Origin of the sequence: Methylobacterium sp. J-067, assembly GCF_022829465.1 — a bacterium.
GTDB classification, from domain to species: domain Bacteria; phylum Pseudomonadota; class Alphaproteobacteria; order Rhizobiales; family Beijerinckiaceae; genus Methylobacterium; species Methylobacterium litchii.
The window spans coordinates 23,878-50,873 of record NZ_JAKSXZ010000085.1 but is presented as its reverse complement, the minus strand read 5'-3'; the positions used below and the strand labels follow the sequence as shown (position 1 = coordinate 50,873).

23 protein-coding genes are annotated in these 26,996 nt (G+C 70.6%); 7 read left to right on the top strand and 16 right to left on the bottom strand.

What is annotated here, in order from left to right; all coding sequences use genetic code 11:
* From MKK52_RS08940 to MKK52_RS08925, 4 genes are all read right to left on the bottom strand, one after another.
* Window positions 1–924 (bottom strand): ABC transporter permease, encoded by a 924-nt coding sequence (locus tag MKK52_RS08940; protein WP_243953450.1) that lies wholly within the window; start codon window positions 922–924, stop codon window positions 1–3.
* Window positions 921–2,063, bottom strand: coding sequence for an ABC transporter permease (locus tag MKK52_RS08935; protein ID WP_409564639.1), 1,143 nt, complete (start codon window positions 2,061–2,063; stop codon window positions 921–923). The genes MKK52_RS08940 and MKK52_RS08935 overlap by 4 nt, the downstream gene beginning before the upstream one ends.
* A 60-nt stretch (window positions 2,064–2,123) precedes the next feature.
* Window positions 2,124–3,230: a BMP family ABC transporter substrate-binding protein gene (locus MKK52_RS08930; RefSeq protein ID WP_409564638.1), complete on the bottom strand. Its 1,107-nt coding sequence runs from the start codon at window positions 3,228–3,230 to the stop codon at window positions 2,124–2,126.
* Between the two features lie 181 nt (window positions 3,231–3,411).
* The gene (locus MKK52_RS08925) at window positions 3,412–4,764 is read right to left on the bottom strand and encodes a nucleobase:cation symporter-2 family protein (RefSeq protein WP_243953449.1); all 1,353 of its coding nucleotides are present in this window, start codon (window positions 4,762–4,764) and stop codon (window positions 3,412–3,414) included.
* A 130-nt stretch (window positions 4,765–4,894) separates the two neighbouring features.
* Between MKK52_RS08925 and MKK52_RS08920 the strand changes: the two genes are divergently transcribed.
* Entirely contained in the window at window positions 4,895–5,149 is a 255-nt protein-coding gene (locus MKK52_RS08920) for a hypothetical protein (RefSeq protein WP_409564637.1), read from the top strand.
* Between the two features lie 7 nt (window positions 5,150–5,156).
* Here the strand turns inward: MKK52_RS08920 and MKK52_RS08915 are convergent, their stop codons facing one another.
* The 5 genes from MKK52_RS08915 to MKK52_RS08895 are packed head-to-tail and all read right to left on the bottom strand — an operon-like array spanning window position 5,157 to window position 10,784.
* Window positions 5,157–6,221 (bottom strand): BMP family ABC transporter substrate-binding protein, encoded by a 1,065-nt coding sequence (locus MKK52_RS08915; RefSeq protein ID WP_243953448.1) that lies wholly within the window; start codon window positions 6,219–6,221, stop codon window positions 5,157–5,159.
* A gap of 23 nt (window positions 6,222–6,244) precedes the next feature.
* Window positions 6,245–7,171: an ABC transporter permease gene (locus MKK52_RS08910; protein ID WP_243953447.1), complete on the bottom strand. Its 927-nt coding sequence runs from the start codon at window positions 7,169–7,171 to the stop codon at window positions 6,245–6,247.
* Complete coding sequence (locus tag MKK52_RS08905; RefSeq protein WP_243953446.1) at window positions 7,168–8,244, bottom strand: ABC transporter permease; 1,077 nt, start codon at window positions 8,242–8,244, stop codon at window positions 7,168–7,170. Before MKK52_RS08905 ends, MKK52_RS08910 begins: the two co-directional genes overlap by 4 nt.
* Window positions 8,234–9,853 carry an ABC transporter ATP-binding protein gene (locus MKK52_RS08900; RefSeq protein WP_409564636.1) on the bottom strand — a complete coding sequence of 540 codons (1,620 nt, stop codon included), beginning with the start codon at window positions 9,851–9,853 and terminating at the stop codon, window positions 8,234–8,236. Before MKK52_RS08900 ends, MKK52_RS08905 begins: the two co-directional genes overlap by 11 nt.
* Window positions 9,780–10,784 (bottom strand): hypothetical protein, encoded by a 1,005-nt coding sequence (locus MKK52_RS08895; RefSeq protein ID WP_243953444.1) that lies wholly within the window; start codon window positions 10,782–10,784, stop codon window positions 9,780–9,782. The genes MKK52_RS08900 and MKK52_RS08895 overlap by 74 nt, the downstream gene beginning before the upstream one ends.
* A gap of 289 nt (window positions 10,785–11,073) precedes the next feature.
* Between MKK52_RS08895 and guaD the strand changes: the two genes are divergently transcribed.
* The 5 genes from guaD to MKK52_RS08870 all read left to right on the top strand — a co-directional run bounded on the left by guaD (window position 11,074) and on the right by MKK52_RS08870 (window position 16,560).
* Window positions 11,074–12,444 (top strand): guanine deaminase, encoded by a 1,371-nt coding sequence (guaD, locus tag MKK52_RS08890; RefSeq protein ID WP_243953443.1) that lies wholly within the window; start codon window positions 11,074–11,076, stop codon window positions 12,442–12,444.
* A gap of 48 nt (window positions 12,445–12,492) precedes the next feature.
* The gene (locus tag MKK52_RS08885) at window positions 12,493–12,735 is read left to right on the top strand and encodes a hypothetical protein (protein WP_243953442.1); all 243 of its coding nucleotides are present in this window, start codon (window positions 12,493–12,495) and stop codon (window positions 12,733–12,735) included.
* Window positions 12,736–12,872: 137 nt separating this feature from the next.
* Window positions 12,873–14,120, top strand: coding sequence for an MFS transporter (locus tag MKK52_RS08880; RefSeq protein WP_243953441.1), 1,248 nt, complete (start codon window positions 12,873–12,875; stop codon window positions 14,118–14,120).
* Window positions 14,117–14,821: a siderophore-iron reductase FhuF gene (fhuF, locus tag MKK52_RS08875; protein WP_243953440.1), complete on the top strand. Its 705-nt coding sequence runs from the start codon at window positions 14,117–14,119 to the stop codon at window positions 14,819–14,821. The genes MKK52_RS08880 and fhuF overlap by 4 nt, the downstream gene beginning before the upstream one ends.
* Window positions 14,815–16,560, top strand: a complete 1,746-nt coding sequence (locus MKK52_RS08870) for an ABC transporter ATP-binding protein (RefSeq protein WP_243953439.1) — start codon at window positions 14,815–14,817, stop codon at window positions 16,558–16,560. The genes fhuF and MKK52_RS08870 overlap by 7 nt, the downstream gene beginning before the upstream one ends.
* 17 nt (window positions 16,561–16,577) lie before the next feature.
* Here the strand turns inward: MKK52_RS08870 and MKK52_RS08865 are convergent, their stop codons facing one another.
* The 6 genes from MKK52_RS08865 to MKK52_RS08840 form a co-directional block, all read right to left on the bottom strand.
* A complete protein-coding gene (locus MKK52_RS08865; protein WP_409564640.1) occupies window positions 16,578–17,756 on the bottom strand; it encodes an amidohydrolase family protein in 1,179 nt (392 codons plus the stop codon).
* Window positions 17,756–18,880: a hypothetical protein gene (locus tag MKK52_RS08860; protein WP_243953438.1), complete on the bottom strand. Its 1,125-nt coding sequence runs from the start codon at window positions 18,878–18,880 to the stop codon at window positions 17,756–17,758. Before MKK52_RS08860 ends, MKK52_RS08865 begins: the two co-directional genes overlap by 1 nt.
* Window positions 18,881–19,052: 172 nt before the next feature.
* The gene (locus tag MKK52_RS08855; protein WP_243953437.1) at window positions 19,053–20,903 is read right to left on the bottom strand and encodes an ABC transporter ATP-binding protein; all 1,851 of its coding nucleotides are present in this window, start codon (window positions 20,901–20,903) and stop codon (window positions 19,053–19,055) included.
* A gap of 10 nt (window positions 20,904–20,913) precedes the next feature.
* The gene (locus tag MKK52_RS08850; protein ID WP_243953436.1) at window positions 20,914–21,840 is read right to left on the bottom strand and encodes an ABC transporter permease; all 927 of its coding nucleotides are present in this window, start codon (window positions 21,838–21,840) and stop codon (window positions 20,914–20,916) included.
* Window positions 21,806–22,765: an ABC transporter permease gene (locus tag MKK52_RS08845; protein ID WP_243953435.1), complete on the bottom strand. Its 960-nt coding sequence runs from the start codon at window positions 22,763–22,765 to the stop codon at window positions 21,806–21,808. Before MKK52_RS08845 ends, MKK52_RS08850 begins: the two co-directional genes overlap by 35 nt.
* Before the next feature lie 15 nt (window positions 22,766–22,780).
* A complete protein-coding gene (locus MKK52_RS08840) occupies window positions 22,781–24,571 on the bottom strand; it encodes a peptide ABC transporter substrate-binding protein (protein ID WP_243953434.1) in 1,791 nt (596 codons plus the stop codon).
* Window positions 24,572–24,709: 138 nt separating this feature from the next.
* Between MKK52_RS08840 and MKK52_RS08835 the strand changes: the two genes are divergently transcribed.
* A complete protein-coding gene (locus tag MKK52_RS08835; protein ID WP_243953433.1) occupies window positions 24,710–26,128 on the top strand; it encodes a M20 family metallopeptidase in 1,419 nt (472 codons plus the stop codon).
* A 6-nt stretch (window positions 26,129–26,134) separates the two neighbouring features.
* Here the strand turns inward: MKK52_RS08835 and MKK52_RS08830 are convergent, their stop codons facing one another.
* Complete coding sequence (locus tag MKK52_RS08830) at window positions 26,135–26,974, bottom strand: bifunctional allantoicase/(S)-ureidoglycine aminohydrolase (RefSeq protein WP_243953432.1); 840 nt, start codon at window positions 26,972–26,974, stop codon at window positions 26,135–26,137.
* Between the last annotated feature and the right edge of the window lie 22 nt (window positions 26,975–26,996).

The following is a 26,996-nucleotide window of genomic DNA, read 5'->3' as shown; positions in this document are numbered from 1 at the left end:
TCACTTCGACAGGGACAGCTCGCCCGGCGCCCCGGCCAGCGCCCGGTCGGGCGAGGAGGTGGCGATCAGGAGGACGAGGGTGAGGACGTAAGGGGCGGCGTAGAACAGGTAATAGCCCTGCGAGACGCCGACCGATTGCAGCGCCGGGCCGAGCGCCCCCGCGCCGCCGAACAGCAGCGCCGCCCCGAAGCAGGCGAGCGGGTTCCAGCGGGCGAAGATGACGAGCGCCACCGCCATCAGCCCCTGGCCGGAGGAGATGCCCTCGTTCCACGAGCCCGGATAGTAGAGCGAGAGGTAGGAGCCGCCGATCCCGGCGAGCACGCCGCCGAACCCGGTGGCGACGAGGCGCACCCGGTCGACGTCGTAGCCCAGCGCCCGGGCGGCGTCGGCGCTGTCGCCGACGACGCGCAGGATCAGCCCGGCCTTGGTGTTGCGGAAGCCCCACCACAGGGCGACCGAGAGGGCGGCGCCCGCGAGGAACAGCACGTTCACCCGCAACGCCGCCTGCACCTGGGGCAGGTCCGACCACGCCCCGAACGGAATGGCCGGCAGCGGCGGCGCGGGGGGCTGGATGAACGGCTTGCCGAAGAAGAACGCGAGGCCGGTGCCGAACAGCATCAGCGCGATGCCGATGGCGACGTCGTTCACCTTCGGGAACTTGCAGATGTACCCATGCAGCAGGCCGAACAGCCCGCCCGCGAGCCCCGCCACCGCCACCCCCGCCCAGGGCGAGTTCGTGAGCACGGCGGTGGCGTAGGCCGACATCGCCCCGAACACGAGGGTGCCCTCGAGGCCGAGATTGATCCGGCCCGAGCGCTCGGTGATCGTCTCGCCGAGGCTCACGAACAGGAACGGGGTCGAGACGCGGATCGCCCCGCCGAGGATCGCCAGCGGCACGCTCCAGAGGCCGAGATCGTCGCTCATGCCGGGACCGCCTCGCGCTTCTCCGCCCAAAGATGCGGGTTGAACGGCTTGAACCGGCCGTAGAGCGTCTCGCTCAGGAGCACGACGAGGAAGAGCAGCCCCTCCAGCACCAGCACCGTCGCGTCGGGCAGTTGCATCCGGCGCTGGATCAGCCCGCTCGACGCCTCGATGCCGCCGAGGAGGAAGGCGACCGGCATGATCGCGAGGGGGTTCTGCCGGGCGAGGAAGGCGACGAGGATGCCGGTGTAGCCGTAGCCCGCCGCCAGGGTGCCGTTGGCGTTGCCCTGCACCGCCGCGACCTCGAAATAGCCGGCGAGCGCCGCGAAGGCCCCGCCGAGCGCCGTGAAGCCGACGATGAGCCGCCCGACCGGCAAGCCCTGGATCTGCGCCGCGCGGACGTTTCCGCCCGCGATCCGCGCCGCGAAGCCCAGCGTCGTGCGGTCCATGAGAACGTAGGCGATCAGGCAGGCGAGGATTCCGCAGCCGAGGCCCCAATGGACGCCGATCACCGGCATCGGCCCGAGCATGAACGCGTCGCCCACGGGCAGGGTCGAGGGCTTGTTGAGGCTCGCGGGATCGCGCAGCGGCCCCTCGATCAGGTGGTTCGCCAGCGCGATGGCGATGTAGGACAGGAGCAGGCTGGAGATGGTGGCGTTGACGTTGCGATAGGCCTGGAGCCAGCCCACGGCGCCGATCCACACGGCGCCCGCGAGCATGGCCGCGCCGGCCATCAGCGGCACGGCGAGGAGGGCGGGCAGGCCGGCGAGGGGCTGGGCGGCGGCCGCCGCCGCGAGGCCGCCGAGCACGATGGCGCCCTCGCCCCCGATCACCACGAGGCCGAGCCGGGCGGGCAACGCCACGCACAGGGCGGCGAAGAGGAGGGGCGCGGCCCGCTGCAGGCTGTTGCCGAGCGCGAAGGGCGAGCCAAACCCGCCCCGCCAGACGATGTCCACGAGTTGCAGGGGCGACTTGCCGAGGGCGGCCAGGAACAGCCCGAACAGCAGGAACCCGACGAGGGCAGCCCCGACCGGGATGGCGAGGGCTTCGCACCGGCGGGCGAGCCACGCGCGCAGGGGCAGCGAGGTCCAGCCGCGCGGCCTGTCGGCGGCGAGCTTCGAGGGGGCGGCGTCCGCAACCACGTGTTCAGGTTCCTCCGCGCTTCGTGCGGGCCGGCGGCGCAGAAACCGTGCCAGCCGCGCCTAGACTGAGCCCTTCACGCCCTCCACGAGGTAGTTCGTGCCCTCCAGCTCGACGGCCTTTTCCGGATAGGCCTTGCCGGCGGGCATCACCTCCTTGCCGGTGTTGTCCTTCAGCGGGCCCTTGATGATTGCGTAGCCGCCCTTCAGCATCTCGGCCTTCACCGCATCCGCGTTCCGGCGGGCGCCGTCCGACACGGCCGGGCCGTAGGGGCTCATCTTCACGTAGCCGTCCGCCAGCCCGCCGCGCACGAAATGCGCGGGCACCTTGCCGGCCTGCATCGCGGCGATGGCGTCCTTGTAGATCGGCAGCCAGTTCCACTCGGCGCCGGTCAGGTACTTCTGCGGGGCCAGCGGCGACTGGTTGACATGGTAGCCGCAGACGAAGGCGCCCCGGCGGGCGGCGGTCTCGACCACGACCTTCGGGCTGTCGACGTGGCAGGTGATAACGTCGGCGCCGCCATCGACCAGGGCGTTGGTGGCCTCGGCCTCCTTCACCGCGAGCGACCATTCCCCGGTGAAGATCACTTGGCAGGTGATCGCCGGATCGACGCTGCGCGCGCCGAGCAGGAAGGCGTTGACGTTGTTCAGCACCTGCGGGATCGGCTTGGCCGCGACGAAGCCGATCTTCTTCGATTTGCTGGCATGGGCGGCGACGATGCCGTTCAGATACTGCCCCTGCGCGATGTAGCCGAAATAGGAGCCGGCGTTCTGCGGGTCCTTCTCGGTCCAGAGGCCGCCGCAATGGCGGAACTGGATCTTCGGGTTCTTGCGCGCTTCGTTGAGGAGATAGGGGCTGTAATAGCCGAAGGAGGTCGGGAACAGCAGCGTCGCCCCGTCGAGGTTGATCATGCTCTCCATGGTCTTCTCGACGGCGTTGGTCTCGGGGACGCGCTCCTCCTCGGTGATCTCGATCCCGCTCATGCCCTTCAGGGCCTTGGCCGCCTGGGCGTGGGCTTGGTTGTAGCCGTAATCGTCCTTCGGCCCGACATAGATGAAGCCGACCGTGAGCGGGGTGGCGGCGCGGGCCCGCCCGCCCGCCGCCGCATCAAGGCCAAGGAGCGCCCCCGCGCCGAGCAGGGTCCTGCGGGTGAACGGATGATGGGCCAAGACGGACTCACGCCAGACGAGCCACCCGGAGGCGGCGGACGGGTCGAAAGCTTAAGCAGGTCCCGCAGGGCGGCGAAGCCGATATTTGCGGCAGCGCGGCAAGTCGTTCTCGCTGGGGCCCAAGCATCCGCCGCCTATGCGATGACCGTGACCTGTTTAATCGCGCGCCAATCCGGCGGGGCTAGTGGGCTTCCGCTGCTCGCGCCTGATCGACGGCGTGCGCCCGCGCGGAGGCCGCATCCCCGAGCCCGTTGAAGAACAGGTTCAGGCCGACCGCCGAGACGGCGCAGAGCAGGATGCCGGATTCGAGCAGGGGGTGGAGAGCGTGGGGCATCTCCTTGAAAAAGTTCGGCGCCACGAGAGGAATCATCCCGAAGCCCACCGAGACCGCCACCACGAACAGGTTGTTGCGGTTGCCGGCGAAGTCGACGCCGCCGAGGATCCGCGCCCCCGTGGCGCCGACCATGCCGAACATCACGAGCCCGGCGCCGCCGAGCACGCAGAGGGGCACCGCCTCGACCAGGGCGGCGAGCTTCGGCACGAGCCCGAGCCCGAGCATGATCACCCCGCCGACCACCGCCACCATGCGGGTGCGCACCCCCGTCACCCCGACGAGGCCGATATTCTGCGAGAACGACGTGTAGGGGAAGGTGTTGAACACGCCGCCGATCACCGTGCCGAGCCCGTCCGCGCGCAGGCCCTTGGTCAGGCGCACCTCGTCCATCGGGTCGGCGCAGATCTCGCTGAGCGCGAGGAACATGCCGGTCGACTCGATCATCACCACGACCATCACCACGCAGAGGGTGACGATGGAGACGGGATCGAAGGTCGGCAGGCCGAAGGCGAAGGGGCGCACCACGTCGAACCACGGCGCGGTGGCGACGTGGCCGAGATCGACGAGGCCGGCGAACCCGGCCAGAACCGTGCCGACGACGATGCCGATCAGCACCGAGGCGGAGTTGGCAAAGCCTTTGGCATAGCGGGTGATCGCCAGGATCAGGCACAGAACGAAGCCCGCGAGGGCGAGGTGCAGGGGCGCGCCGTAATGCGGGCTGCCGATGCCCCCGGCCGCCCAGTTCACGCCCACCCGCATCAGCGAGATGCCGATGACGAGGATGATCGTGCCGGTGACGACCGGCGGGAAGAGCGGCAGCAGGCGCCCGACGAGCGGCGCGGCCAGCAGCGCGAAGAGCCCCGCCGCGATCACGGCGCCGTAGACGCCCGTGAGGCCGACGCCCGGGGTGAGGCCGATGGCGATCATCGGCGTCACGGCGGCGAAGGTCACGCCCATCATCACCGGCATCCGCACGCCGATACCGGGCAGGCCCCAGCTCTGCACCAGCGTCGCGAGGCCGCCCGCGAACAGGTCGGCGCTCACCAGCAGGGCGACCTGCTCCGGCGGCAGCTTGAGGGCTCGCCCGACAATCAAGGGCACCGCCACCGCGCCGGCATACATCACGAGCACGTGCTGGAGGCCCAGCAGCCCGAGGGCGGCCCGGCTCGGAGGCGCGGTGCGGGGGGCGCTGGTCGTCATGGCGGGGTCCCGGTGGCGCGCAGGCGAAGCGCGGCCGCGGGGAATGCGCAAATGATGTGCCAGCGTCGGGCGTTACGGGAACTCGGGCGCGCCTGCGCCATTCGTTCCCATCATCAGAGAGGACCGAACGATGGCGATGGGTTTCAGGACGACGGCACTGATCGGGCTCGGCGCCCTCGTGGCGATGGCGGGCGCGGCCTCCGCGCAATCGACCGGCGCCCCGGCCGGGCGCGAGCCCGCGACCGCGCCGGGTGGCACCAAGGGCCTCGCCGGCCCGCGCAACGCCGCCGAGGCGGTCCGCTCCGGCGACGCCATCGCGGTGAACCCGCGCGGCCCCGCCGTCACGGGCACGGCGCCGGCGGCGCGGATGCCCGCCGGGCGCTGAGCCGCGCCTATTGGGGGAGCTTGTCGTCGATCCCCTTCACGTACCAGTTCATGCCGAGGATCATCGGGTCGGGGGCGGTCTCGCCGTCCTTGACCGCGATGGTGCCGTCCTGCTTCGTCACCGGGCCGGCGAAGGGGTGCGTCTTGCCGGAGGCGATGTCTTTGACCGTCGTCTCGGCCATGGCCTTCACGTCGTCGGGCATGTTGGTGAAGGGCGCGAGGACGACCATGCCGTCCTTGATGCCGCCCCAGGTGTCGTGGCTCTTCCACGTCCCGTCGAGCACCGCCTTGGCCTCGCCGATCACGTAGCCGTTCCAATCGTCCGTGATGGAGGTGAGCTGCGCCTTCGGGGCGAAGCGGTACTGGTCGGAGGATTGGCCGAAGGCGAGCTTGCCCTGCTTTTCGGCCTCCTGCAGCGGCGCGGCGGAATCGGTGTGCTGGGTGAGGATGTCGGCGCCCTGAGCCAGCAGCGCCTTGGCGGCCTCGGCTTCCTTGCCGGGGTCGAACCACGTGTTCACCCAGACGATCTTGAGCTTGATGTTCGGGTTCACCGATTGCGCGCCGAGCATGAAGGCATTGATGCCGCTCACCACCTCGGGGATCGGGAAGGAGGCGATGTAGCCGACCGTGCCGGTCTTCGAGAGCTTGGCGGCGATCTTCCCGCAGACGTAGCGGCCCTCGTAGAACCGGGCCGAGTAGGTCGAGACGTTGGCGGCGCGCTTGTAGCCGGTGGCGTGCTCGAACTTCACCTTGGGGTATTTCTTGGCGACCTTCAGGGTCGGCTCCATGAAGCCGAAGGAGGTGGTGAAGATCAGCCCCATGCCGGAGCGGGCGAGCTTCTCGATGGCGCGCTCGCTGTCGGCCTCCGGCACGTTCTCGAGATAGGTGGTCTCGACCTTGTCGCCCATCGCCTCGGCGAGCGCCTTGCGGCTGAGGTCGTGCTGGAACGAGTAGCCGTAATCGGCCACCGGCCCGACATAGACGAAGCCGACCTTGAGCTTGTCCTCCGCGCTCGCCGCGCCGGAGAACAGGAGGAGCGCGCCGAGGCAGGCAGAGAGGGTCGTCCGCAACATCCGCATGTATCCTTGTGTGGTGTCTATCGGTGCGGGGTGAAATCTCGGCCGAGCGCCGCCGGGGCCTGCGAGCCGCCCCGCCGCCGCCCGAGGGAGAGCAGGACCAGGGCCAGGATCGTCGCGAGGTAGGGAAGCGCCGAGAGCAACTGCCCCGGCAGGCCGATACCGGAAGCCTGGGCGTGGAGTTGCAGCACGGTGGCGCCGCCGAACAGGATCGCCCCGCCCACCACCCGCGCCGGCCGCCACGAGGCGAAAACGACGAGCGCGAGCGCGATCCAGCCGCGACCGGCGGTCATGGCCGGCGCCCAGAACGGCGTGTAGGCCAGCGACAGGTAGGCCCCCGCCAGCCCGGCGCAGGCACCCCCGAACAGCACCGCGAGGAATCGCACGCCGCGCACCGACAGGCCCAGCGAATGGGTGGCGGTGTGGTCGTCGCCGATGGCGCGCAGGATCAGCCCGCCCCGCGTGCGCCACAGGAACCACGAGACCCCGATGGCGAGGGCGATGCCTGCATAGACGAAGCCGTCCTGCCCGAAGACGAGGCGGCCGATGCCCGGCAGGTCGCTCAGGACCGGCAGGTGGAGATGGGGTGCGGGCTCGCGCTTCAGCCCGACATAGCCCGCGCCGACGAGCCCCGAGAGGCCGAGGCCGAGGATCGTCAGCGCGAGCCCCGAGGCGACCTGGTTCGCCGCGAGCCCCACCGTCAGCAGGCCGAACAGGGCGGAGAGCGCCATCCCCGCGCCGATCCCGGCGAGCGCGCCCACGAGGGTCGAGCCGGATTCGACCGCCGCCGCGAAGCCGATGGCCGCGCCGCAGACCATCATGCCCTCGACGCCGAGGTTGAGCACGCCCGCGCGCTCGGTGACGAGTTCGCCGAGCGCCGCGATGACGAGCGGCGTCGCGGCGGCCAGCACGGTGGCGAGCACCATCTGGATCAGATCGAGGCTCATCGCGCCGCCCCCGGCACGAGGCGGACCTTGAACCGCGTGAACACGTCCGCCGCCAGCACGAGGCCGAGCAGCAGCCCCTGAAAGGCCCGCGTCAGGTCGAGGGGGAGCCGCAGGTCGATCTGCGCCGCCTCCCCGCCGATGGTCGTGACGGCGATGACCAGCGCCGCGAGGAGGATGCCGACCGGCGAGAGCCGCCCGAGGAAGGCGACGATGATCGCGGTGAAGCCGTAGCCCGGCGAGATGGTCGGCTGGAGCTGGCCGATCTTGCCCGCCACCTCGACGATGCCCGCGAGCCCCGCCGCGCCGCCGGAGATGGCAAAGGCCATGAGCGTCAGCCGCGCCTCCCCGAAGCCCGCGAACCGGGCGGCGCGGGGGCTCGCGCCGACGAGGCGCATCTCGAACCCGAACAGGCTGCGCCCAAGGACGAGGGCCGCCAGCAAAACGGCGGCGAGCGCCACCAGCACCCCCGCGTGCAGCGTGTCGCCCTCCATCAGGTAGGGAAGCCGCGCGGCGTCATCGAACGTCACGCTCTGCGGGAAGTTGTAGCCGGCCGGATCGCGCAAGGGGCCGCGCGCCATGTAGTCGAGGAGGAGTTCGGCCACGTAGACGAGCATCAGGCTCGTCAGGATCTCCGAGACGCCGAGCTTCACCCGGAGCAGCGCCGGGATCATCGCGTAGGCGAGGCCGGCGAGCGTGCCCGTCAGGAGCATCGCCGGCAGGATCCAGAAGGTCGCGCCCTCGGTGCCATGGGTGGCGATGGCGATTATGCCGCCCGCCAAGCCGCCGACCACGAACTGGCCCTCGGCGCCGATATTCCACAGGTTCGCCCGGTAGCAGAAGGCGAGGCCGGTCGCGATGAGGGCCAGCGGCGCCGCCTTCAGGGCGATCTCCTGCAGCGACCACAGGTCGGAGAGCGGCGCCACGAAGTAGACGGTGAAGGCGGCGGCCGGCGAGACGCCCATCAGCGCGACGGCAATGCCGCCGACCAGCACGGCGGCCAGGAAGGCGAGCGCGGGCGACAGGGCGGCGGACAGGGCCGAGCGGCGCCCGCGCGGAACGAGATCAAGCCGCATGGGCGGTCTCCGACGACGTGCCGGCGCCGCCCATCAGCAGGCCGACCGCCTCGCGGGAGGTTTCGGCCCGCGCCACGGGCGGCGACAGGCTGCCGCCATGGAGCACGGCGATGCGCCCGGCGATCTCGAACAGCTCGTCGAGGTCCTGGCTGATCACGAGGACGGCGCTGCCCCGCGCCGCGAGGTCGATCAGCGCCTGCCGGATCCGCGCCGCCGCCGCCGCATCGACGCCCCAGGTCGGCTGGTCGACCACGAGAAGGCCGGGCTCGGCCAGGATCTCCCGCCCGACCACGAACTTCTGGAGATTGCCGCCCGACAGCGTCCCGGCCGCCGGGTCCGGCCCCGCCTTGCGCACGTCGAAGGCCGTGCTCACGCTCGCCGCCAGAGCCCTCGCCGCCGCGCGTCGCACGAGGCCGAAGCGGGTGAGCGGAGCCGTGGCGTGGCGCGACAGCACGATGTTGTCGGACAGGCTCAGGCCGGGGGCGGCGGCGTGGCCGTTGCGCTCCTCCGGCACGAAGGCCGCGCCCAGCCGGCGGCGGGCGTTGATGCCGAGATGCCCGGCGGGCTCGCCGTCGATGCGCACGGCCTCGGCCGGGACCGTCGTCTCGCCCGAGAGGGCGGCGAAGAGTTCCGCCTGCCCGTTCCCGGCGATGCCGGCGATGCCCAGGATCTCGCCGCCCCGGATCGCCAGCGTGATGTCCCGCAGGGCAGTGGCGTGCAGGCGGGGCGCGGGCAGCGAGAGCCGGTCGAGGCGCAGGCGCTCGGGGCCTGCCGCGGCGCCGGGCGCCGCCGCGACCTCGCGGACCTCCTCCCCCACCATCATCGCAGCGAGCGAGGCGGCGCTCTCCGCGCGCGGGTCGCAGGCGCCCACCACCTTGCCCGCCCGCAGGATCGTCGCGCGGGCGCAGAGGCGGCGCACCTCGTCGAGCCGGTGCGAGATGTAGAGGAGCGCCCTCCCCTCGTCGCGCAGGCGCTCCAGCACCGTGAACAGCACTTCCGCCTCGCCGGGGGTGAGGACCGAGGTCGGCTCATCGAGGATCACCAGCTTCGGATCCTGCAGCAGGCAGCGCACGATCTCGATGCGCTGGCGCTCGCCGGCCGAGAGCGACCAGACCGGGCGATCCGGCTCGAGATGCAGCCCGTAGGTGTCGCCCAGCGCCGCGATGCGCCGGGCGAGGTCCGCGCGGGAGAGGCCCCGCTCCATCACCAGGGCGATGTTCTCGGCGACAGTCAGGTTCTCGCAGAGGGAGAAGTGCTGGAACACCATGCCGATGCCGAGCCGGCGCGCGGCCTCGGGGCTGCCGAGCCGCACCGTCTCGCCGCGATGGGTGACGACCCCCTCCGTCGGCTCCAGGAGGCCGTAGAGGATCTTCATCAGGGTCGATTTGCCCGCGCCGTTCTCGCCCAGCAGGGCGTGGATCTCGCCGGCGCGGATTTCGAGATCGATATGGTCGTTGGCCGTGAAGGCACCGAAGCGCTTCACGATGCCGTAGGCGCCGAAGAGCGGCCCCGCCTCGCTTGCCACGGCGCGCCCGTCAGAAGACGTGGAAGGCGAAGCCCGCCAGGAAGCTCTTCTCTTCCGTACCCTTGAAGGTCGCCGTCTCGACATTGCCGAACTTGTTCAGCCAGTACTGGAAGCCGATGAACACATCGACCTTGTTCGGCTGGTCATAGACCAGCTTGCCGAGGTCGAGAACGAGGTTCGTGCGCGACAGGAATTCCAGCCCCCGCTTCGGGTTGAAGGCGAAGTCGGCCACGTTCTGCACGCCCCGGCCCTTCGGCAGGACGATGTTGTTGAACCCGGTCACGCTCAGCGGCAGGCCGGTGAACGTCAGCGGGAAGTTGTAGACCACCTCGAATTCGGGGACGACGTCGAAGCTCTGGTCCCGATCCGGCTGCACGTTGAAGCCGTTGCGGTTCCACTCCTTGTAGGCGTGGACCGACAGGTTGAGGAACCCGGCCGGCACGTCGAAGGCGAAGTTCAGGCCGCCGACCACGTCGCGCTTCTTCGAGCCGAAGGCATCGTTCTGCGAGTTGGCGTCGAAGCCGAAGGCCAGCGACACGTCCTTGACGAGGCCGGGGATGGCGAAGGCCTTCGTGTTGGTGAGGGCGTTCAGGCTGAGCGTGCCGCGATAGAGACCGTAGGCTTCGGTGTTGCCGTAGTCCTGGAAGAACGGGTTGCCGATCGTGCCGGGCGGGTTGGTGGTGCCGGCGGGGAATTGCGAGCCCGACTTCAGGATGTCGAGGGAGAAGAAGTTGGTGCCGTAGGCCCAGGCGTCGGCGTGGGAGATGTTGAGGATCTGCTTCGGGGCCTCGCGAGAGACGAAGCTGCCGTCGCCGCGCTGGATCTGCACGCCGGGGGAGACGGTGGGGAACTGGTAGCGATAGCTGATCTGCGTGTCGGCGAAGAGGAAGAACGGCGCGTCCACCGGCGCCGCCGCCGGGGCCACGTCCTTCTTCACCGTGCCGAGATCGGCAGCATTGGCGGCCCCCGTCAGGAAGAGCGGCAACGCCGCCGCCAGTACGTAACGCTTGAACATCCTACGATCCCCCGGGCCTTCTCGGTCGGGGAGACGTCAGCAACCGCTATGCCATGGCTTGGCCATATGCCGACCGGCGCGAGACATGTTGCAAAACTGCGACAATCTGGCATCCCATTGAGCGATCTGCCTGTTTCCCATCCAGACACAGACCGGTCATGGCGCGGATCGCCTGCATGGATCTTGCGTGAGGGGACGGGCGAGGCTGGGCGACGTGCCCGACATGCGCGCAGGTGACGACGATGGATTCCCCGACGACTGCCCTCCCCGCCGCCCTCTCCGTCACGGCATGAGCGTCCCCGTGGAGCCGACACCCCGGCGCCGGGCCCTGCGCGGGCGCATGGCGAGCCTCTCCGGCAACCCGTTCCTCGCGGAAGGCTGCCTCGACCATATCGAGGACGCCCTGATCCTCATCGAGGACGGACGCATCGTGGCGGTCGGCCCCTATGCCGAGACGCTGGGCCACGTCCCAGCGGGCGTCGCGGTGGAGCATTACGAGAACGCGCTGATCCTGCCGGGGCTGATCGACACCCACGTCCATTACCCGCAGTTGCAGATTATCGCCTCCTACGGCGAGCAGTTGCTGACCTGGCTCACCAAGTACACCTTCCCCGCCGAGCTTGAATTCGCCGACCAGGCGCATGCGGAGCGGGTCGCGAAGCTGTTCTTCCGCGAGATCCTCGGCGCCGGGACGACCACGGCTTTGGTCTATTGCACGGTGCATCCCGGCTCGGTGGAGGCGTTCTTCGCCGAATCCGAGCGGTTCAACACCCGCATGATCGCGGGCAAGGTCCTGATGGACCGCAACGCCCCCGCCGGCCTCCTCGACACCGCCCAGCGCGGCTACGACGAGAGTAAGGCGCTCATCGCCCGCTGGCACGGGCGGGGGCGGCAGCTCTACGCGGTGACGCCGCGCTTCGCCGCCTCCTGCACGCCGCCCCAGCTCGACGCGGCCGGGGCGCTCCTGAAGGAGCATGACGGCCTCTTCCTCCAGACGCATCTCTGCGAGACCACGGACGAGATCGCCTGGGTGATGGACCTGTTCCCCGACCGGGCGAGCTACCTCGACGTCTACGCCCAGGCGGGGCTCGTCGGGCCGCGCTCGGTCTTCGGCCACGCGATCCACGTGACGGAGGAGGATTTCTGCACCTGCCATGCGGCGGGCGCGGCGGTCGCCCATTGCCCGACCTCGAACGGCTTCCTCGGCAGCGGCTTGTTCCGCCTCTACGATGCCCTCGACCCGAGACGGCCGGTTCGGGTGGGGCTCGGCTCCGATGTCGGGGCCGGCACCACGCTGTCGCTGCTCAAGACCCTGGGCGATGCCTACAAGGTCGCCGCGCTGCGCGGCACCAAGCTCGACGCGCCGCGCGCCTTTTGGCTCGCGACGCTCGGCGGCGCGGTGGCCCTGCGCCTCGATGACCGGATCGGCCGCATCGCCCCCGGCTACGAGGCGGATCTCTGCGTCCTCGACCTCGCGGCGACCCCGCTCCTCGGCTTCCGCACGCAAACCTGCCGCAGCATCGAGGATCTGCTGTTCGTGCTGATGACCCTCGGCGATCACCGCACGGTGCGCGCCACCTGGGTGGCCGGCGAGTGCGTCTACGACACCCGCCGCGCGGGCGATCCGCTGCGCTACCCGTGGTCCACGCCGACCGACTGAGTCTGGCTCGGCGCTTGCTACAGCTTGACCGTGGTTGGAGGGATGACGATGCGCCGGTTGTGTCTGGGACTGTGCCTGATTGTCGGGCTGCCGGCGGCGGCGTTCGCGCAGAGCTATACGGCGCCGACGCCCACCGACGTGCCGGCGACCGCCACGCGGGAATTGAGCAAGGCCGACCGGAAGACCGCCTGCACGCAGGAGGCCGACCGCCGCAACCTGCGCGGCCTGCGCCGCCAGCAATACCGCGCCGCCTGCCGGGGCCGGGCGATCCCGAAGCGGGTCAATCCCTGACCGGAGGGGGCGCGAAGCCCCCGCCTTGATCTTCGTTTCAGGCACGCTTAGACAGCAAAACCTGAGGCGAACCAATACATTAGCGTGATTATAAACTACGGGCCCGCAGCGGCGCGTAACACGGGATCGCCGGCGCGGTGACGGGCCCCGCCGGGACTGCGATCGCTGCGCGGAGGGACGGACATCTCGCGAGGCTGCGGCCTCTGGCGCCGTTCTTCTGCCTGTATGTCAGCTTCGGGGCGACTCTCGGTTTCCTCTCGGGCGGGGCGCCGCTCATCCTGCGCGCGCGGGGCGTCGACCTCACGGAGGTCGGGCTGCTGCAGGTCATCAACCTGCCGGTCGGGTTGACCTTCCTGTGGGCCCCCCTCCTCGACCGGCTGCGCCTGCCCGTCCTGGCGCACCGCACCGGCTGGATCCTCGCCGCGCAGGGGCTCGCGATCCTGCTGCTCGGCCTCCTCAGCCTCGGCGAGACCTGGCCTCTTCCGGCCCTCCTCGCCCTGGCGATCGCCGCCTGCACCTGCGTCGCCACCATGGACATCGCCCTGGAGGCCCTGGTGGTCGAGACCGTGGGCGCCGAGCGAAGGGCCTTCGTCGCCTCGGCCAAGCTCTGCGGGGCCTCCCTCGGCGGCGTCATCGGCGTCGGCGTTCTGGTCGGGTCCTACGACAGCCTCGGCTGGCGGGTCGCGGTGCTCGCCTGCGCCGCGCTCAACCTCGCCCTGCTCCTGCCGATCCTGTCCTACCCGGAACGGCCCCTGCGCCGGGGCCAGCCGGTGCGGGAGGAGCGCGCGGGCTCCCTCGCGCGGCTGCGCGTGCTGGCGCCGCGCATCCTCGTGCTCGGCACCTATTTCGCCGCCGCCTATCTCCTCTCCGGGCCGAACACCCTCGCCCTCCTCGACCTGCAGGTGCCCCTCGCCCAAGTCGGGCTCCTCACCGGCACCGTCCTGCCGGCGGTCAACCTCGTGATGGCGCTGGTCGCCGGGGGCTTGAGCGCGCGGGTCGGCACCGTCCGGCTGATCGTCGTCGGCGCGGCCGGCGTCCTGGCGTCGGGGCTCCTGATGGCGCTCGCCTGCGCCGCCGGCTCGGCCCCCTTCGCGGTCACGGCGACGATCCTGAACTTCCTGTTCGGCGGGCTGCTCGGGGTGCCGGTGTTCAACATGATCTACCGCTGGGCCCAGGGGAAACGCCCGGCGACGGATTACGCCCTGCTGTTCGGCGCGGCCTTCTTCGCGGCGATGCCCGTGCGGGTGGCCTCGGCGGCGCTGGCGGACTGGCTCGGCTGGCCGGCCTATTTCGCGGCGGCGCTGCCGCTCTACGCGGCGGCGGTCGCCGGGCTGGCCATGATGGTCGGGCGGACCCTACGCAACGACGAGGCGGTGTCGCCATGATCGAGGACGTCCTCGCCCGCGTGCCCGCCTCGCTCTCGGCCTACCGGGACAGCGTTTCCGCCGGCCCCGGCGGCGCGGCGTCCCTGCCGCTCCCGGCGCTCCGCGACGAGGCGGTGTTCGACGCCGCCCTCGCGCCCTTCGCCGCCGGCTTCGGCGAGGCCGACCGGCGCGCCGTCGTCTCGTTCTGGAGCCAGTATTACTTCGCCCTCCTCGCCACGCCCGCCCTCACGGCGCTGATGTGCTGCGGCCGCGCCCTGCCCTTGGCCTTCGAGGCGACCCGACTCGAACTCGACGCCGAGGGCCGCCCCGCCCGGCTCCTCATCGATGCGCAGGCGGGCGACGGCGCCGCCTGCCCCGCCGCCGGCCTGTCCGGGTTGATCGAGGGGCATCTCCGGCCCTTCGTGGAACTGTGCCACGCCCGCTGCGGGCTGGCACCGCGCGTCCTGTGGGGCAACGCCGCGACGATCCTCGACTACGTGGCGCGGGAGATCGGGGAGGACGCGCCCTTCGCCTGTGACGAGGTCGCGACCTGCCTCGGATGGCGCCGGGGACCGGGCTGCGCTAGGACTCCCCTCGCGCAGGCCCTGTGCCCGGATGCGGCGGGCTGCCGACGGCGCGCGTGCTGCCTGCGCCACCGTCTTCCCGGCGTGGCCTCCTGCGGGCCGCGCTGCCCCCTCGAACGCTGTCCCGCCCCATGCTGAAGGCCTTCCTCGCCTATTACAGGCCGCACAAGGCGCTGTTCCTCGTCGATTTCGGCTGCGCCGTACTTTCCGGCCTGCTCGAACTCGGCTTTCCCGTGGCGGTGAAGGGCTTCATCGACACCCTGCTGCCGCGCCAGGATTGGGGGCTGATCGTCCTCGCCGCCGCCGCGCTGGCGCTGGTCTACGTGGCCAATGCCGGGCTGATGGTGGTCGTGACCTATTGGGGCCACGTACTCGGCATCAACATCGAGACGACGATGCGCGCCCGCGCGTTCGATCATCTCCAGAAGCTCTCCTTCCGCTTCTACGACACGCAGAAGACCGGCCACCTCGTGGCCCGCGTGACGAAGGACCTGGAGGAGATCGGCGAGGTCGCCCATCACGGGCCTGAGGACCTGTTCATCGCGCTGATGACCCTCGTCGGCGCCTTCCTGCTGATGCTCTGGGTCCACCCGCCGCTGGCGTTCATCACCGGGGCGATCCTGCCGGTCATCGCCTTCGTCTCGCTCCGCTACGGCGGGCGCATGACCCGCAACTGGCAGACGCAATACGGGCGGGTCGGGGCTTTCAACGCCCGGATCGAGGAGAATGTCGGCGGGATGCGCGTCGTGCAGGCCTTCGCGAACGAACCGCACGAGCGCGCCCTCTTCGCCCTCGACAACGCCCGCTACCGCGACACCAAGCTCGAAGCCTACCGGCTCATGGCGGCGGGCCTGTCGATCAACTATCTCGGCCTGCGCCTCGTCCAGATCGCGGTGCTGCTCGGCGGCGCCGCCTTCGTGGTGCGCGGCGACCTGAGCCCCGGCGGCTTCGTCGGCTTCCTGCTCCTCGTCGGCGTGTTCTATCGGCCGCTCGAGAAGATCGGCGCCGTGGTCGAGACCTACCCGAAGGGCGTGGCAGGCTTCCGCCGCTATCAGGAATTGCTCTCCACCGAGCCTGACATCACCGACCGCCCCGGCGCCGTCGAGGCCGCCGGCCTGCGGGGCGAGATCGCCTTCGAGGGGGTGGGCTTCGGCTACGGCCGGGGACGCCCGGTCTTCACCGGCCTCGACCTGCGGATCGCGGCCGGCGAGACGGTCGCCTTCGTGGGGCCGTCCGGCGTCGGCAAGACGACCCTCTGCGCCCTGCTCCCGCGCTTCTACGAGGTCGAAGCCGGGCGGATCACCGTGGACGGCACCGACATCCGCGACATCACCCTCGCCTCCCTGCGGCGGCAGATCGGCATCGTGCAGCAGGACGTGTTCCTGTTCGCCGGCACGATCCGCGAGAACATCGCCTATGGCCGCCTCGACGCCAGCGAGGAGGAGATCGTGCAAGCCGCGAGGCGGGCGCGGCTCGGTGCCCTCATCGACAGCCTGCCGGACGGGCTCGACACGGTGGTCGGCGAGCGCGGCGTGCGGCTCTCGGGTGGCCAGAAGCAGCGGATCGCCATCGCGCGGGTGTTCCTCAAGAACCCGCCGATCCTGATCCTCGACGAGGCGACCTCGGCGCTCGACACGCAGACCGAGCGGGAGATCCAGCGGGCGCTGGCCGACCTCGCGCAGGGCCGCACGACGCTGGTGATCGCCCACCGCTTCGCCACCATCCGCGATGCCGACCGGATCGTCGTGCTCGGCGAGGGCCGCGTGGTGGAGCAGGGCCGGCACACGGAGTTGCTGGCCGGCGACGGCCCCTATCGCGGCCTGCACGCCGCCCAGTTCGGCAGCGCGGGCGAGGCGGAGCGGGCGGCGGCGGAATAGGCCACCGCCTGCCCTGCCTACGGCGTCAGCCCCGCCGCCGCGAGGCGACCCGCGAGGCGCGGATAGACCTTGAGCGTGTTGCCCGCGAAGATCCGCGCGCGGTCCTCATCCGTGAGGGCGGCGGCGTCCACGTAGCGCTTGGTGTCGTCGTAGGCGTGGCCCGTCTCGGGATCGATCCCGTTCACCGCCCCCACCATCTCGGAGGCGAACAGGATGTTCTCGTGGGGCACGACCTTCATCAGCAGGTCGATGCCGGGCTGGTGGTAGACGCAGGTGTCGAAGAAGACGTTGCGCATCAGCTCCGACAGCGGCGGGCGCTTCAGGTCCTGCGCGAGGCCCCGGTAGCGGCCCCAATGGTAGGGCACCGCCCCACCGCCATGGGGGATGACGAGCCGCAGGGTCGGGAAGTCCTTGAACAGGTCGGCGGTGACGAACTGCATGAAGGCGGAGGTGTCGCCGTTGATGTAATGCGCCCCCGTCGCGTGGAAGTTGCGGTTGGCCGAGGCGCTGACATGGACCATGCCGGGCACGTCGAGTTCGACCATCTTCTCCCAGAGCGGGTACCAGAACCGGTCCGTGAGCGGCGGATCGGTCCAGAATCCGCCGGACGGGTCCGGGTTCACGTTGCACCCGACGAAGCCGAGTTCCTTGACGCAGCGCTCCAGCTCGGCCGTGCAGTTCCGCGGCGAGACGCCCGGCGTCTGCGGCAGCTGGCAGACGCCCACGAAATTCTTCGAGTTCAGGGTCACGACCCGGTGGATCATGTCGTTCGACACGATCGACCAGTCGAGGCTGGTGCGGGCGTTGCCGATATGGTGGCCCATCCCGCCCGCCCGGGGCGAGAACAGGGCGAGCGAGATGCCCCGCTCGGCTTGCAGCTTGAGTTGGCGTCCGCGCACGCTCTCCCGCACCTCGTCGTCACTGACCTTGAGGTCGGAGGGCGACGGCGTTTGCCCGGGATCGTTGAGGGCGTCGATCTGGCGCTTGCGCCACGCCAGCATGGCCGGCGGCTCGGTGGTGTAATGCCCGTGGCAATCGATCACGAGCCCGCCGTAGCGGGAGGGCTCGGCCCGCGCGGCGGCAGGGGCGGCGGTCAGGGCCGCCGCGCCGAGGCCCGCGAGGCCCCGCATGAAGCCCCGCCGGGGCAGGCAGCAGGGGCAGGCGGCGCCCGTGACGGGATCGTCCGATCCCGCCATCATCGCGGGCCCTCCTGCATGGCGGCGCGCTTGCGCAGGACCATGTTGCCCCGGAACAGGAACTTCTGGGCGCGCTTGCCGGTGTCGACCTCCGTCGTGAAGACGTTGCCCTTCGAGTCGATGGCGAGGTTGTGGACCCAGTGGAAGTCCCCCGCCATCCGGCCGTTGCGCCCGAACCGGCCCAGGACCTCGCCGTTCTCACGGCTGAGGGTGCGGACCTCGTTGTTGGCCCCGTCCGCGTTCAGCAGGTAGCTCTGGCGCTCGTCCGGCCACAGGGCGAGTTCCCACACCGACCCGTTGGCGCGGGTGTTCTTCTCGACGAACATCTCCTTCACGAAGCTGCCGTCCTTGTGGAACACCTGGATGCGGTTGTTCGTGCGGTCGCAGACATAGACCAGCCCGTCCCGAGCGATCTGCACGCAATGGACCGGGTTGCGGAACTGCGCGGCGGGGGCGGCCGCCGGATCGTAGGCGCCGAGCTTGTCGTCGGTCGGCGGCTTGCCGTAGGCGCCCCACATCCGCTTGAACGCCCCGGTCTCGGCGTCGAACACGATGATGCGGTGGTTGTAGTAGCCGTCGGCCACGTAGAGTTCGTTCGTCTCTGGATCGACCATCATCGCCGCCGGCTTGCCGAGGCGGGTCGTGTCCTGGCTGTCGGTCTGCGGACCCTGCTTGCCGATCTGGAGGACGAATTGGCCGTCCTGGGTGAACTTCAGGATCTGGCCGTCGGTCTCGCCGTTGCCCGCGAGCCAGACGAAGCCCTTCGGGTCGATATGGATGCCGTGCTCGTTCTGGGGCCATTGATAGCCCTCGCCGGGGCCGCCCCAGGACTTGATGAGCGTGCCGGCCTGATCGAACACGAGGACCGGCGGAGCGGGCTTGCAGCAGCGGGTGCGCTGCGGATCGAGGGTTGCCGCCTTCTCGTCGTCGGTGAGGGTGCGCGGGCGCTGGATCACCCAGACATTGTCCTGGGCATCGACCGCGACGCCCGACGCCTGCCCCATGATCCAATCGTGGGGCAGGCGTTTCGGCCATCCCGGATCGACCTCGAAGCGCAGGGGTTCTTCCGCCATCGCGGGAGCCATGAGGCCCAATAGAACGGCGACCGCCACACGCTTCAGCATGCAAACCCTCCCGATGTGTTTATTCTTGTCGTAGTCATCGGAGGAGACGACTTGGCGCGTGCGGCGTCCACCGAAGCACGGGGCGCCGCGGAACCTTTGGGCTACGATTGCCGCGAAATGTCGCTCAAGTGGAAGTTTAATCGTTTCTTGCCTGAACTTGCGGCTGTGCCGCTCAGGCGACGGCGGCCGTCGGCGCGGCCTCGATCCACTCTTCGCCCCAGTCCTGCACGCTGTGGCCGGGGGAGACCTCGCGGTAGAGCCGCGCGGGCGGCTCGTAATCCGGGGGGCGGATCGGGCTGCGGATCTCGCTGTCCGGCAGGGCGTGCCGCGCCCGGCGGCGGGCCGGATCGGGGACCGGGACGGCGGCGAGGAGCTTCTTCGTGTAGGGGTGCTGCGGGTTGCCGAACACGGCCTCGCGCGGGCCGATCTCCACGATCTCGCCGAGATACATCACGGCGACGCGGTGGCTCACCCGCTCCACGACGGCCATGTCGTGCGAGATGAACAGGTAGGCGAGCCCCATCTCGGCCTGGAGGTCGAGCATCAGGTTCACCACCTGCGCCTTCACCGAGACGTCGAGGGCCGAGACCGCCTCGTCGGCGACGATCAGCCGGGGGCGCAGGGCGAGCGCCCGCGCGATGCAGATGCGCTGGCGCTGGCCGCCGGAGAATTCGTGCGGGAACCGCCCGGCCGTCTCCGGGGCGAGCCCGACCCGGCTCAGGAGATCCTCCGCCCGCGCCTTCGCCTCCCGGGGGGTGGCGAGGCGGTTGATGAGCAGCGGTTCCGCCACCGCCGCGCCGACGCTGAGGCGCGGATCGAGGCTCGCGAACGGATCCTGGAAGATCATCTGCATCCGCTGGCGGCGGTTGCGCAGGGTCTTGGCGTCGAGGGTGGCGATGTCCTCCCCGTCGAGGAGGACGGAGCCGGACAGGGGCTCGACCAGCCGCAGGATCGAGCGGCCGGTGGTGGACTTGCCGCAGCCGGATTCGCCCACGAGCGCCAGGGTCTCCCCCGCCGCGAGGCTGAACGAGACCCGCTCCACCGCGTGGACCCGGCCCGTCACCCGGCCGAGCAGGCCGGAGCGGATGTCGAACCGGGTGGTCAGGTCGCGCACCTCCAGGACCGGGCGCTCCGCCGCCTTCACGGTGTCGGGGGTCTCCGGCGTCGGCTCGGCCACGCCGGTCGTCCGGTCGATGACGGGGAAGCGCATCGGCCGGGTCCGCCCCGCCATGGCGCCGAGGCGGGGGACGGAGGCGAGCAGGGCGCGGGTATAGGGCTCGGCGGGGTCGGCGAAGATCCGCGCGGTCGGCCCGGTCTCGACCCCCCTGCCCCGATACATCACCACCGTGCGGTCGGCGATCTCGGCCACCACGCCCATGTCGTGGGTGATGAACAGGACCGACATGCCCTCGTCGTCCTGCAGGCTCTTGATGAGGTCGAGGATCTGGGCCTGGATCGTCACGTCGAGGGCCGTGGTCGGCTCGTCGGCGATGAGGAGCTTCGGCCGGCAGGCGAGCGCCATGGCGATCATCACCCGCTGGCGCATCCCGCCGGAGAAGCGGTGCGGGTAATCGTGCAGGCGCGAGCGCGCCGCCGGGATGCGCACTTTGTCGAGGAGGCGCAGCACCTCCGCCTCGGCGGCGGCCCGCGACAGGCCCCGGTGCCGGATCAACGCCTCCGCGATCTGGAAGCCGACCGTCAGGACCGGGTTCAGGGAGGTCATCGGCTCCTGGAAGATCATGGCGATGGAATCGCCGCGCACTGCCCGCATCTCACCCTCGGAGGCGGTCAGCAGCTCGCGCCCCTGGAAGCGCACGCTGCCGCCGATGCGGCTCGCGTCGCGGGGCAGGAGGCGCAGGACCGACAGGGCGCTGACGCTCTTGCCCGAGCCGGATTCGCCCACCAGCGCCACGGTCTCCCGGGGGCCGATGTCGAAGGAGACGCCGTGCACCACCTCGCGCCACCGCCCGTCCGAGCGGAACGACACGGTGAGGTCGGCGACCGAGAGGATCGGATCCGTCACGGGGCGGCTCCTACAGCACCCGGCGCGGGTCGAGCGCGTCGCGCAGGCCGTCGCCGATGAAGTTGATCGAGAGCACGGTGAGGAAGATCGCCCCGCCGGGGAACAGCGCCCAATGCGGGGCGACGTCGAGGTGGTCCTTGGCGTCGAACAGCAGCCGGCCCCAGGTGGGGATGTCCGGCGGGAAGCCGAGGCCGAGGAACGAGAGCGTCGATTCCGCGATGATCGCCGAGGAGACCTCGATGGAGGCCGCCACGATCACCGGCCCCAGCGCGTTGGGCAGGATGTGGCGGCGCACGAGGCGCCACGTCGTCGCCCCCTGCGAGCGGGCGGCCTCCACGAACTCCTTCTCGCGCAGCGTCAGGAACTGCGCCCGCACCAGCCGGGCGACGGGCATCCAGCGCAGGCCGCCGATCACCGCGACGATCATCAGGAACACGCCGCCCTGCGCCCCGAACACGGCCTTCAGGCTGTCGCGGAACAGGTAGATTACCAAGAGCAGCAGCGGCAGTTGCGGCAGCGACAGGAACAGGTCGGTCAGCCACATCAGCACCGGATCGAGGAGGCGGCGCGACATGCCTGCCAGCGAGCCGACGAGGACGCCGATCACGCTCGCCACCGCCATGGCGGCGAAGCCCACCGCCAGCGAGATCCGCCCGCCGTAGATCATCCGGGCCAGGAGGTCCTGGCCGAGGTCGTCGGTGCCGAACGGGTGCGCCCAGGACGGGCCCTGGAGCTGCGCCGAGAAGTCGATGTCGTCGATGGCGACCGGCCAGAGCAGGCCGCCGACGAGGACGCCCGCCACCAGCACCGCCAGCACGCCAACGCTGGCGAGCGCCAGCCGGTGCCGCCGGAAGCGGCGCCACGTCTCCCGCCCCGGAGAGGCCGGGGCCGAGGCCACCGCCTCAATGGAGGGCGATGCGAGGGTCGAGCCAGCCATAGAGCAGGTCCGCGACGAGGTTGAACAGGATGACGAGGCCGGCGAACACGAAGGTCACGGCCATCACCACCGGCGTGTCGTTGGCGAGCATCGCGTCGATCAGCAGGGAGCCGATACCGGGGATGCGGAAGATCTGCTCGGTGACGATGGCCCCGCCGAACACCGCCGGGATCTGGAGCGCCACCAGCGTCACCACCGGGATCAGCGCGTTGCGGGCGACGTGGCGGCGCGTCACCGTGGCCTCGGTCAGGCCCTTGGCCCGGGCGGTGGTCACGTAGTCGAGCCGGGCCACGTCCAGCGCCGAGGCGCGCACGTACCGGGTGTAGGAGGCCGCCTGGAAGAACCCCAGCACCGCCACCGGCATGATCGCCTGCCGCACGTTCGCCCAGACCCAGGCGAGCCCGGAGCCCGGCAAATCCGCCTGATAGACGAAGGGCAGCCAGTTCAGCTTGATCGAGAACAGCAGGATGAACAGCAGGCCGGTGAAGAAGGTCGGCAGGGAGAAGCCGACGAAGGCCAGCGTGTTGGCGACCTGATCCGCCAGGGAATAGGGCCGCCGGGCCGCGTAGAGCCCCACCGGCACCGCGACAAGCAGCGCCAGCACCTGCGAGGAGCCGACCACGAACAGGGTCGTGGGCAGCCGCTGCAGGATCAACTGGTCGACGTTGACCCGGCTCGCGAAGGAGAAGCCCCAATCGCCGTGCAGCATCGCCACCAGCCAGTGCAGGTAGCGGGTCAGGATCGGGTCATCGAGACCGAATTTCAGCCGGAGCGCCGCCCTCACCTCGGGCGGCACGTTGGGGTTCGAGGCGAGTTCGCCGAACGGATCGCCCGGCGCGAGCGCCAGGACGACGAACAGGATCAGGCTGATCCCGAGGAGGCTCGGGATCGCGATCAGCAGCCTTCGCAGGATGTAGGCGCCCATGGCGCGCGGACCGGCTCAGGTCTGCCGGCTCCATTCGGGCAGGAAGGACAGGTCGTTGTCCCAGCCGCTGCGGGGCGCCACGAGGGTGTTGCTGACCCCCGAGACCTCCGCCCGGTGGATCAGCGGCAGGACGTTGCCGGAAACCGCGAGATCGTTGGCCTTGATGAGCAGGGCGGCGCGCTTGACCGGGTCGAGCTCCGACTGGGCCGCGTTGTAGGCGGCGTCGTATTCCGCGTTGCGCCAACGCGAGATGTTCCGGCCCTGCCACTTGTTCTCCTTCGCGGCGGCCTCCCAGGAGACGTATTGCAGGAGCCACGTCGCCGGGTCCGCCTGGGACATGCTGAACGCGTACATCTCCATGTCCGCGTAGAAATGCGGGAACGTGTCCGGGTTGGCGGGGTCGGAGGAGAAGAACACCGAGCCGGTGATCGACTTCAGCTCGATCTCGATGCCCGCCTTGGCGGCGGCCTGCTTGATGATCGCTTGGGTCTTCTGGCGGGGGGCGTTGATCGAGGTCTGGAACAGCAGCTTCAGCCGCTTGCCGTCCTTGGCGCGGATGCCGTCCGAGCCCTTCGTCCAGCCGGCTTCGTCGAGCAGCGCGTTGGCTTTTGCCGGATCGAACGCGTAGCGGGTGGACTTCGAGACGAAGCGCTCCGGCCCGTTCACCGAGTTGGCGGTGGCCCGGCCGGTGCGGCCGTAGATGTAATCCTGGATCGACTTGCGATCGAGGAGGAGGTTGAGGGCCTGGACGACCTTCGGGTCGGAGAAGGCGGGGTGCTTGGTCTTGAGGGAGGAGCGCTCGCCATCGACCTCGACGGTCGGATCGGTGGCGTTGAGGAGCACGAATTCGAGCTTGCCGCCGTAGACGACGTCCACCCGGCCCTTGCCCCCCGTCTCCAGGCGCTTGAGCACCTCGTCCTCGACCAGCAGGTTCCAGGCGTAATCGTATTCGCCGGTCTGGATCACGGCGCGGGCCGCCGAGACGGCGTCGCCGCCGCCCTTCATCTCGATCGTGTCGAAATACGGCCGGTTCGGCAGGTGGTAGTTCGGGTTGCGCGCGCCGCGCACGATGTCGCCGGGGCGGAACTCCACGAACGTGTACGGGCCGGTGCCCACGGGGGCGAGGTTCTGCGGCGCCTCGCGGGATTTGGCGCCGGTATAGGCCGCGAAGATGTGCTTGGGCAGGATCGCGCCGACATTGCCCACGAAGGCGTCGCTCCAATAGGGCGTCGGCTTGTCGAACAGGATGCGGACGCGCAAGTCGTCGATCTTCTCGACCTTGCAATCCTTGTAGGAGCCGATCGTCACCGCCGCCGTGGCGGGGTCGCGGGCGTATTCCCAGGTGAAGACGAGGTCGTCGGCGGTGAGCGGTTTGCCGTCGTGCCACGTCACGCCCGGCTTGATTGTCCAGACCACGGAGCGCCCGTCCGCCGCGAGGCCGCCATTCTCCTTCGAGGGGATCTCGGCGGCGAGCACCGTCGCGAGGTTGCCGTCCGCATCCCAGGCCGCCAGGGGCTCGTAGAAGATGCGGCAGGCCTCCTGGTCCTTGGTGCCGATGGCGAAATGCGGGTTGATGAGCGTCGGGGCCTGCCACCACAGCATCCGCAGGGCGCCGCCGCCGCCCGCCTTGGTCGGCTTGTAGCCGGCGCGGAGGTCGCTCGCCATCGCCACGCCGTTCCCGGCCAGCATCAGCCCGGCCATCGGCGCGGTGAGGCCCACGGCCACCATGCGGCGCACGAAGGCGCGCCGCGAGAGGCCACCGGACCGGACCCGTCCGATGAGGTCGTGCAGATCCCGCTCGTCCATGAAGCTCAGCCTGTTCCCAAATGTCGGCGCTGCGCGCACAGCATCATTCCCTTGGCGCCCTTGGCAAGGGTTGCGCCAGTGACGCTTCCACCCGAGCATGTATTTTTCCCGCGCTTTGCTTGGACCTGAGAGGACGGAATGGACAACCGCAACGCCGTGTGGCGCCACGTCGACGCCCGGAAGGACCGGCTGATCGCCCTGTCCGACCGCGTCTGGGCCATGCCGGAGGTCTGCTACACGGAGGCGCGCTCCTGCGCCGAGCATGTCGCGGAACTGCGGCACCAGGGCTTCCGGATCACCGAGCAGGTGGCGGGCATCCCCACCGCCGTGATGGGCGAGGCGGGGAAAGGCGGCCCGGTCATCGCCTTCCTGGGCGAGTACGACGCCCTGCCGGGGCTGTCGCAGGAGGCGGGCCTCGCCGAGCACCGCCCCGTCGAGGCCGGCGGCCACGGGCATGGCTGCGGCCACAACCTCCTCGGCTCGGCAGCGCTGCTGGCCGCCACGGCGGTGAAGGACTGGTTGGAAGAGACCGGCACGCCGGGCCGCGTGCGCTATTACGGCTGCCCGGCCGAGGAAGGCGGCGCCGCGAAGGCGTTCATGGTGCGCGCGGGCGCCTTCGCCGACGCCGACATCGCGATCTCCTGGCACCCAGCGAGCTTCTGGGAAGTGGCGCCCCCGGTGGCGCTCGCCAACACCCGCGCCGACTTCGTCTTCACCGGGCGCACCGCCCACGCGGCGGCGGCCCCCCATCTCGGCCGCTCGGCGCTGGATGCCGTCGAGCTGATGAGCGTCGGCGTGAACTACATGCGCGAGCACATGCCCTCCGACGCGCGGGTGCATTACGCCTATCTCGACGCGGGCGGCATCGCCCCGAACGTCGTCCAGGCGAGTGCCCGGGTGCGCTACTCGATCCGCGCCGGCGACCTGCCCGGCATGCTCGCCCTCGTAGAGCGGGTGAAGAAGATCGCGCAGGGCGCGGCTCTGATGACCGAGACCGGCGTCGAGGTGCGGATCGTCAGCGCGGTCTCGAACCTCCTCGGCAACACGCCCCTGGAACAGGCGCTGCACGGGGTGATGGAGGATCTCGGCCCGCCGCATTTCGACGAGGCCGACCGCGCCTTCGCGCAGGCGATCCGGGGAACCCTCGGCGAGGGCGACATCGATGCCGTGTTCCGCGCCATCGGGATGCCGCGCACCGCGGCACCGCTGGCCGACTTCCTCGTGCCCCTCGACGCCGCGAGGAAGCCGGCGGTCGGCTCCACCGACGTGGGCGACGTGAGCTGGGTCGTGCCCACGGTCCAGGCCCATGCCCCGACCGTGGCGGTGGGCACGCCGTTCCACACCTGGCAGGTGGTGGCGCAGGGGAAGAGCCCGGCGGCGCACAAGGCGATGGTCCAGGTGGCCAAGGCGATGGCCGCCACCGGCACCCTCGCCCTCACCGATGCGGGCCTGCGCGAGGCCGCCCGGCAGGACCTCGTCCGCCGCCGGGGCGCGGAGGGCTATGTCAGCCCCCTGCCCCCGGAGGTCGAGCCGCCGCTGCGGATGTCGCTGGCCTGATCCGCCTTAGAGGGCCGACCGGCGCGGGCCGAGGGCAGCGTGCCGGTTCACGTCCTTGTACAGGAGGTAGCGGAAGGGGCCGGGCCCGCCCGCGTAGCAGGCCTGCGGGCAGAAGGCGCGCAGCCACAGGAAGTCCCCGGCCTCGACCTCGACCCAGTCGCGGTTGAGCCGGTAGACCGCCTTGCCTTCGAGCACGGACAGCCCGTGTTCCATCACATGGGTCTCCTCGAAGGGGATCGAGCCGCCCGGCCGAAGGGTCACGATGCTCACGTGCATGTCGTGGCGCAGGTCGTCGGGGGAGACGAAGCGCGTCGTCGCCCAGGCGCCGTCGGTGCCGGGCATGCTCGCGGGCTCGACGGCGGATTCGTGGGTCACGAAGGCGTCGGGCGCATCGAGGCCGGCGGCGCGCTCGTAGGACTTGCGGATCCAGTGGAAGCGGGCCGGGCCCTCCCCGTCGTTGCGCAGGCTCCAGGCGGCGCCCGGCGGGCAATAGGCGTAGCTGCCCGGCCGCAGCGCGTGCGCCCGCCCGTCGAGCACGAGGCGCGGCGTGCCCTCCACCACGAAGAGCACGCCTTGAGCCTGCGGGTCCGGCTCGGGCCGCTCGCTGCCGCCGCCGGGGGCGACCTCCATCAGGTATTGCGCGAAGGTCTCCGCGAAGCCCGACAGGGGCCGCGCGAGGATCCAGGCCCGGCTCCGCTCCCAGCCTGGCAGAAGGCTCGTGACGATGTCGCTCATCACCCCGTGGGGCAGCACGGCATAGGCTTCGGTGAAGACGGCCCGGCCGGTCATCAGAGCCGTTTGCGGCGGCAGGCCCCCGCAGGCGGGGTTGTAGGACGGCGCGGTCATGAAGGTCTCCCGGTTCGGGGGT

Excerpts from the sequence above, each read along its gene's own strand:
- MKK52_RS08925 (WP_243953449.1), bottom strand. The coding sequence starts at position 4,764 with ATGACGACCAGCGCCCCCCGCACCGCGCCTCCGAGCCGGGCCGCCCTC.
- MKK52_RS08900 (WP_409564636.1), bottom strand. The coding sequence starts at position 9,853 with ATGTCGAGACGGCGACCTTCAAGGGTACGGAAGAGAAGAGCTTCCTGG.
- MKK52_RS08920 (WP_409564637.1), top strand. The coding sequence starts at position 4,895 with ATGGCGATGGGTTTCAGGACGACGGCACTGATCGGGCTCGGCGCCCTC.
- MKK52_RS08905 (WP_243953446.1), bottom strand. The coding sequence starts at position 8,244 with ATGCGGCTTGATCTCGTTCCGCGCGGGCGCCGCTCGGCCCTGTCCGCC.
- MKK52_RS08865 (WP_409564640.1), bottom strand. The coding sequence starts at position 17,756 with ATGGCGGGATCGGACGATCCCGTCACGGGCGCCGCCTGCCCCTGCTGC.
- MKK52_RS08840 (WP_243953434.1), bottom strand. The coding sequence starts at position 24,571 with ATGGACGAGCGGGATCTGCACGACCTCATCGGACGGGTCCGGTCCGGT.
- MKK52_RS08870 (WP_243953439.1), top strand. The coding sequence starts at position 14,815 with ATGCTGAAGGCCTTCCTCGCCTATTACAGGCCGCACAAGGCGCTGTTC.
- fhuF (WP_243953440.1), top strand. The coding sequence starts at position 14,117 with ATGATCGAGGACGTCCTCGCCCGCGTGCCCGCCTCGCTCTCGGCCTAC.
- MKK52_RS08940 (WP_243953450.1), bottom strand. The coding sequence starts at position 924 with ATGAGCGACGATCTCGGCCTCTGGAGCGTGCCGCTGGCGATCCTCGGC.
- MKK52_RS08860 (WP_243953438.1), bottom strand. The coding sequence starts at position 18,880 with ATGCTGAAGCGTGTGGCGGTCGCCGTTCTATTGGGCCTCATGGCTCCC.
- MKK52_RS08895 (WP_243953444.1), bottom strand. The coding sequence starts at position 10,784 with ATGTTCAAGCGTTACGTACTGGCGGCGGCGTTGCCGCTCTTCCTGACG.
- MKK52_RS08910 (WP_243953447.1), bottom strand. The coding sequence starts at position 7,171 with ATGAGCCTCGATCTGATCCAGATGGTGCTCGCCACCGTGCTGGCCGCC.
- MKK52_RS08830 (WP_243953432.1), bottom strand. The coding sequence starts at position 26,974 with ATGACCGCGCCGTCCTACAACCCCGCCTGCGGGGGCCTGCCGCCGCAA.
- MKK52_RS08885 (WP_243953442.1), top strand. The coding sequence starts at position 12,493 with ATGCGCCGGTTGTGTCTGGGACTGTGCCTGATTGTCGGGCTGCCGGCG.
- guaD (WP_243953443.1), top strand. The coding sequence starts at position 11,074 with ATGAGCGTCCCCGTGGAGCCGACACCCCGGCGCCGGGCCCTGCGCGGG.
- MKK52_RS08845 (WP_243953435.1), bottom strand. The coding sequence starts at position 22,765 with ATGGGCGCCTACATCCTGCGAAGGCTGCTGATCGCGATCCCGAGCCTC.
- MKK52_RS08915 (WP_243953448.1), bottom strand. The coding sequence starts at position 6,221 with ATGTTGCGGACGACCCTCTCTGCCTGCCTCGGCGCGCTCCTCCTGTTC.
- MKK52_RS08850 (WP_243953436.1), bottom strand. The coding sequence starts at position 21,840 with ATGGCTGGCTCGACCCTCGCATCGCCCTCCATTGAGGCGGTGGCCTCG.
- MKK52_RS08835 (WP_243953433.1), top strand. The coding sequence starts at position 24,710 with ATGGACAACCGCAACGCCGTGTGGCGCCACGTCGACGCCCGGAAGGAC.